This window comes from Croceicoccus sp. YJ47, assembly GCF_016745095.1.
GTDB lineage: Bacteria > Pseudomonadota > Alphaproteobacteria > Sphingomonadales > Sphingomonadaceae > Croceicoccus.
In genome coordinates, this window is sequence record NZ_CP067087.1 from 554,001 (window position 1) to 560,000 (window position 6,000).

Genomic DNA, 6,000 nt, shown 5'->3' on the forward strand with positions numbered 1-6,000 from the left:
CGAAACGCTTCGGCGGCGCCCTAGAACCTGTAGCCTGCGCGAACGCCGAAGGCCAACGAGGCATTCGCGGTCGTTCCGCTGAAATTTATCAGGGATCTCGGCCTCAATGCTTCGAAGGTGAACGTCAATGGCGGGGCAATCGCGCTGGGGCACCCCATTGGCGCGACAGGCGCAATGCTGATCGGTACGGTTCTCGACGAACTGGAACGAACCGGCGGGCGCTATGCTCTCGTCACGATGTGCGCGGCGGGGGGCATGGCGCCTGCGATCATCATCGAGCGCGTATAATCCGCAGCAGAAGAGGGGCGGAGCGCAACGAAGCGCGCCGCCCCTTTTTCTTAGCGCGGTGCCATGCGGATGGCCCCGTCGAGCCGGACATCCTCGCCATTGAAATAGGAGTTCCGGCACATTTCCAGCGCGAGGCTGGCAAATTCATCCGCCTTGCCGAGGCGCTTGGGAAACGGAACGCTCGCGGCGAGCGACGCACGCACCTGATCCGATGCCTGCTTCATCATCGGCGTGTCGAAAATGCCGGGCAGGATCGTGTTGATCCGGATCCCCTCCCCCATGAGATCGCGCGCGATGGGCAAGGTCATGCCGACAATCCCGGCCTTCGACGCGGCATAGGCAGCCTGCCCGACCTGGCCGTCCTCGGCCGCTGCGGAGGCGGTGTTGACGATGGCTCCGCGCTCCCCACCATCCATCGGGTCGAGTGTGAGCATTCCGGCAGCGGACTTGGCAATGCACTGGAACGTCCCGACCAGGTTGATCCCCACGATCTTTTGAAACGCCGCTATCGGGAAGGCGCGAATCTCGCCCGTATCCCGCGCCCGCGACGCCGTCCGGATGGCGTTGCCGGCCCCGGCGCAATTGATGAGGATCCGCTCCTGACCATGCTGGGCACGAGCGCTGGCGAAAGCCTTGTCGACCGCCGCTTCGTCCGTGATGTTGACCTCACAGAAATGCGCGCCGATTTCGCTGGCGACCTCGGCCCCTCTCTCACTGTTCATGTCGAAAAGGGTGACCTTCACGCCTTCCTTCGCCAGAACCCGCGCGGTTGCCTCGCCCAAACCGCTCGCCCCGCCTGTGACGATGGCGGCGGTGTCTGATAAAATCATCTCGGTCTCCTAATTTCAATCGGCCCTGCATCCGCCATTGGCGAGCCGGATTCTATCCCCGCCGGACGGGACTTCGCCGCCATGGCGACACGCTGTAGGGTATGCGCCACATCATCGACGCACGCGCGCCGCGCTGTTTCGATCGCTGGGCCATCATGCGACATTCGGTACGGCGTGGTGGGTTAACGGTGCGCGTCAGACACATGGGTCCTGTGCCCGGCGGGTCGGTGCGGCGTGCTTCGCACTGGCCTCGGAGCAAGATTTTACGGTGCGCGACCATCGGGGGTCGCCGTGCGACGAGGAACTGGGCCCAGTGCGGTCGGTTGGATGCCCGACATCGAAAAAAGGACTTGGAATGAAAGCTGCCAAGGTTACGAATCCGGCCACGCTGGAATCGCTGAAAATCGTCGACCTCGATGATCCCGGCGCGCCGGCGGCTGGCGAGATCCGGGTCCGGCTCCACGCCAGCTCGCTCAACTTCCACGATTACAGTGTCGTTTCGGGCCGCCTGCCGACCGCCGACGGACGCATTCCGATGGCGGACGGCGCCGGCGTGGTCGAAGCTGTCGGTGCGGGCGTCACCGAATTTTCCGAAGGCGACCGCGTCGTCTCGACATTCTTTCCGACATGGCTGGACGGCACACCGGCGATCAGCGATTTCAGCACGACGCCCGGCGACGGCATCGACGGATATGCGCGCGAATGGGTCGTTCGTCCGACATCCTATTTCACCCACGCGCCGAAAGGATATAGCCATGCCGAGGCCGCGACGCTGACGACCGCCGCGCTCACCGCATGGCGAGCGCTCGTCGTGAATGGCGGAATAAAGGCCGGAGAGAGCGTGCTCGTGCTCGGCACAGGCGGCGTGTCCATTTTCGCGCTGCAACTGGCCAAGGCGATGGGCGCGACGGTCATCGCGACCTCGTCATCCGATGAAAAGCTCGAGCGCGTCCGCGCGCTCGGCGCAGATCACACCATCAATTACAAGACGACACCCGAATGGGGCGATGCCGTGCGCGATCTCACCGACGGGCGCGGCGTCGACCATGTGGTCGAGGTCGGCGGACCCGGCACCTTGCCGCAGTCGATCAATGCAGTGACCATCGGCGGGCATATCGCGCTGATCGGCGTGCTGACGGGTGCGGGCGGCGAAGTGCCGACGGCACTGCTCATGCGCGGCCAGGCACGGCTTCAGGGGCTGGTCGTGGGCAATCGGCGAATGCAGCAGGATCTTGTCCGCGCGCTTGGCGCAACCGGCATCCGACCGGTAATCGACCGCAGCTTTCCGCTCGATCAGATCGCCAATGCGTTCCGTCATGAAGAATCAGGCCAGCATTTTGGCAAGATCGTGCTCGAATGGTGAGCCGCGCTCTGTTGCGTGCGCGGGTTGCGCGACCCGTTACATGACGGGTCCGCTGGTTTTTGGCGTCGAGGTGCGCACACCTCGGCCTCCAACGCCTTCTAACCAAGGCCGGCTATGCCACTTTCGCCGCATCCACCGGCTGTTGCGGGTTGGGAATATTGTGAGTGTGTGGATTGGTTGCGGGGGTTGGATTTGAACCAACGACCTTCAGGTTATGAGCCTGACGAGCTACCGGACTGCTCCACCCCGCGACGGGCGCGTACTGCGCCGTGTTGGCTTTGCGCCAACGTGGAAAAAGGGCTGCCCTTTTGGGGTCAGCCCTTTGACAAGTGAATGGGTTATACCCGTGACACGCTGGCTTCAATGCCTGGCGACGACCTACTCTTCCAATGCTTGAGCATTAGTACCATCGGCGCTGTCCGGTTTCACGGCCGAGTTCGAGATGGGATCGGGTGGGTCACAGACGCTATGGTCACCAAGCAATGAAGCTGGCGTGTCACGGGTTTTAATCGATGCGATATACTTGGGCGTATCTGGCTGGATGATCGTCCGGTCAACGACGCTCGGGGTTACCCAAGGCTGTCATTGATGGTGCAGATTCATCAAGCATGATCAGAGTTATTAGGACCGGTTAGCTCCATGCGTTACCGCACTTCCACACCCGGCCTATCAACGTGATGGTCTATCACGACTCGAAGATACCTAATCTTAAGGGAGGCTTCCCGCTTAGATGCTTTCAGCGGTTATCCCGTCCATACATAGCTACCCTGCGGCACCCTTGGCAGGATGACAGGTACACCAGAGGTATGTTCACCCCGGTCCTCTCGTACTAGGGGCAACTCCTTTCAAGTATCGACGCCCACGGCAGATAGGGACCAAACTGTCTCGCGACGTTCTGAACCCAGCTCACGTACCACTTTAATTGGCGAACAGCCAAACCCTTGGGACCTGCTCCAGCCCCAGGATGTGATGAGCCGACATCGAGGTGCCAAACGATTCCGTCGATATGAGCTCTTGGGAATCATCAGCCTGTTATCCCCGGCGTACCTTTTATCCGTTGAGCGATGGCCCTTCCACGAGGGACCACCGGATCACTATGACCGACTTTCGTCTCTGCTCGACTCGTCAGTCTCGCAGTCAGGCAGGCTTATGCCATTGCACTCTTGCAGACGGTTTCCAACCGTCCTGAGCCTACCATCGCGCGCCTCCGTTACTCTTTAGGAGGCGACCGCCCCAGTCAAACTACCCGCCACAGAGGGTCCCTACACCGGCTAACGGTGCGAGGTTAGACATCAGAAAACAACAGGGTGGTATTTCACCTATGGCTCCACGACAGCTGGCGCCGTCGCTTCAAAGCCTCCCACCTATGCTACACAGTTCTTTCCTAATGCCACTCTGAAGCTGCAGTAAAGGTGCACGGGGTCTTTCCGTCTAACCGCGGGTACTCCGCATCTTCACGGAGAATTCAATTTCGCTGAGCATATCCTGGAGACAGTGGGGAAGTCGTTACGCCATTCGTGCAGGTCGGAACTTACCCGACAAGGAATTTCGCTACCTTAGGACCGTTATAGTTACGCCGTTTACTGGGGCTTCAATTCGGAGCTTGCACTCCTCCTCTTAACCTTCCAGCACCGGGCAGGCGTCAGACCCTATACGTCGTCTTGAAGCCGACTTAGCAGAGTCCTGTGTTTTTGCTAAACAGTCGCTACCCCCTGGCCTGTGCCCCCTGCAAAGACTTGCGTCGATACAGGGCCTCCTTCTTCCGAAGGTACGGAGGCAATTTGCCGAGTTCCTTCAGGATACTTCTCTCAAGCGCCTTGGTATACTCTACCTGACCACCTGTGTCGGTTTCGGGTACGGTCTATATGAAGAGGCTATTTCCTGGGACTGCTTCACCGCCCGATCAATCCAATAAGATCGAACGACTGCCACAATCCGTCACACATCTTCAGGCCCACGAATATTAACGTGGTTCCCATCGACTACCCCCTTCGGGCTCGTCTTAGGGGCCGGCTAACCCTACGCTGATTAGCATTGCGTAGGAACCCTTGGTCTTTCGGCGAAAGGGCATCTCACCCTTTTTGTCGCTACTCATGTCAGCATTCGCACTTCCGATACGTCCACGGTCGGTTACCCTCCCGCTTCACTCGCCTACGGAACGCTCCGCTACCGCTCATAGTAAACTATGAACCCTAAGCTTCGGTGCATCACTTTAGCCCCGTTACATCTTCGCCGCAGGAACCCTTATTTAGACCAGTGAGCTGTTACGCTTTCTTTAAAGGATGGCTGCTTCTAAGCCAACCTCCTGGTTGTTTTGGGATTCCCACATGCTTTCCCACTTAGTGATGACTTGGGGACCTTAGCTGTAGGTTAGGGCTGTTTCCCTTTTGACGACGGACCTTAGCACCCGCCGTCTGTCTGCCGGATAAGACTCGTTGGTATTCGGAGTTTGGTTAGGTTTGGTAGATCTCGCGACCCCCTAGCCCATCCAGTGCTCTACCCCCAACGGCATACATCCGACGCTCTACCTCAATAGATTTCGCGGAGAACCAGCTATTTCCCGGCTTGATTGGCCTTTCACCCCTAAACACAACTCATCCGATAATTTTTCAACATTAAACGGTTCGGTCCTCCAGTGCGTGTTACCGCACCTTCAACCTGGTCATGCCTAGATCGCCGGGTTTCGGGTCTAATTCATCATACTCTGGCGCCCATTTCAGACTCGCTTTCGCTGCGCCTACACCTAACGGCTTAAGCTCGCATGATAAATTAAGTCACTGACCCATTATGCAAGAGGTACGCTGTCACCCCCTAAAGAGGCTCCAACTGCTTGTAAGCATTCGGTTTCAGGTACTGTTTCACTCCCTAATCGGGGTGCTTTTCACCTTTCCCTCACGGTACTAGTTCGCTATCGGTCATGTACGAGTATTTAGGCTTGGAGGGTGGTCCCCCCATGTTCAGACAGGATTTCACGTGTCCCGCCCTACTCGAGTCTTCTCACATCATTTTCGCATACGGGGCTGTCACCCGCTATGGCCACTCTTTCCAAAGTGTTCTGCTAATTGAATGAGAAGCACTGGCCTGGTCCGCGTTCGCTCGCCACTACTAACGGAATCTCGGTTGATGTCTTTTCCTCCAGGTACTGAGATGTTTCAGTTCCCCGGGTTCGCTTCACCAAAGCTATGTATTCACTCTGGTAATACCTTTTCCACCTCACTCACCCGCTGGCCAATCCAAGGATCAACCAACAACTGAGAGAAATGGTGAAGGTGGGTTCCCCCATTCGGAAATCGCCGGATCAAAGTTTGCTCACAACTCCCCGACGCTTATCGCAGCGTGCCACGTCCTTCATCGCCTGTACATGCCAAGGCATCCACCAAATGCTCTTACCTCACGCTTGAGAATCCACACCATCAACGACAGGCTTGCATAAACCCTGTCGCATCCAATTGGTGCGGACGATAATCTCAGCCAGATATTTTCATCTGTAAGTGCCGCATACATACCAACCTTCCGGTC

At 58.0% G+C, this 6,000-nt stretch carries 2 protein-coding genes, 1 tRNA gene, 2 rRNA genes and 1 pseudogene; 2 read left to right on the top strand and 4 right to left on the bottom strand.

What is annotated here, in order from left to right:
• Window positions 1-54: 54 nt before the first annotated feature.
• A pseudogene (locus JD971_RS02630) lies at window positions 55-288 on the top strand (acetyl-CoA C-acyltransferase); the annotation flags it as partial.
• Window positions 289-338: 50 nt separating this feature from the next.
• Here JD971_RS02630 and JD971_RS02635 read toward each other — a convergent pair.
• On the bottom strand, window positions 339-1,118 hold the full coding sequence (locus JD971_RS02635; protein WP_202085733.1) for an SDR family NAD(P)-dependent oxidoreductase: 780 nt from the start codon (window positions 1,116-1,118) through the stop codon (window positions 339-341).
• 355 nt (window positions 1,119-1,473) lie between these two features.
• Between JD971_RS02635 and JD971_RS02640 the strand changes: the two genes are divergently transcribed.
• On the top strand, window positions 1,474-2,481 hold the full coding sequence (locus JD971_RS02640) for an NAD(P)-dependent alcohol dehydrogenase (protein ID WP_202085734.1): 1,008 nt from the start codon (window positions 1,474-1,476) through the stop codon (window positions 2,479-2,481).
• 174 nt (window positions 2,482-2,655) lie between these two features.
• On the opposite strand, the gene JD971_RS02645 is transcribed toward JD971_RS02640, so the two are convergent.
• From JD971_RS02645 to JD971_RS02655, 3 genes are all read right to left on the bottom strand, one after another.
• Window positions 2,656-2,732: transfer RNA gene (locus JD971_RS02645), tRNA-Met, on the bottom strand.
• Between the two features lie 114 nt (window positions 2,733-2,846).
• Window positions 2,847-2,961 (bottom strand): 5S ribosomal RNA (gene rrf / locus JD971_RS02650).
• A 121-nt stretch (window positions 2,962-3,082) separates the two neighbouring features.
• A 23S ribosomal RNA gene (locus JD971_RS02655) occupies window positions 3,083-5,881 on the bottom strand.
• Window positions 5,882-6,000 lie beyond the last annotated feature (119 nt).

Coding starts and splice junctions, on each gene's coding strand:
- JD971_RS02635 (WP_202085733.1), bottom strand. CDS start 1,118: ATGATTTTATCAGACACCGCCGCCATCGTCACAGGCGGGGCGAGCGGT.
- JD971_RS02640 (WP_202085734.1), top strand. CDS start 1,474: ATGAAAGCTGCCAAGGTTACGAATCCGGCCACGCTGGAATCGCTGAAA.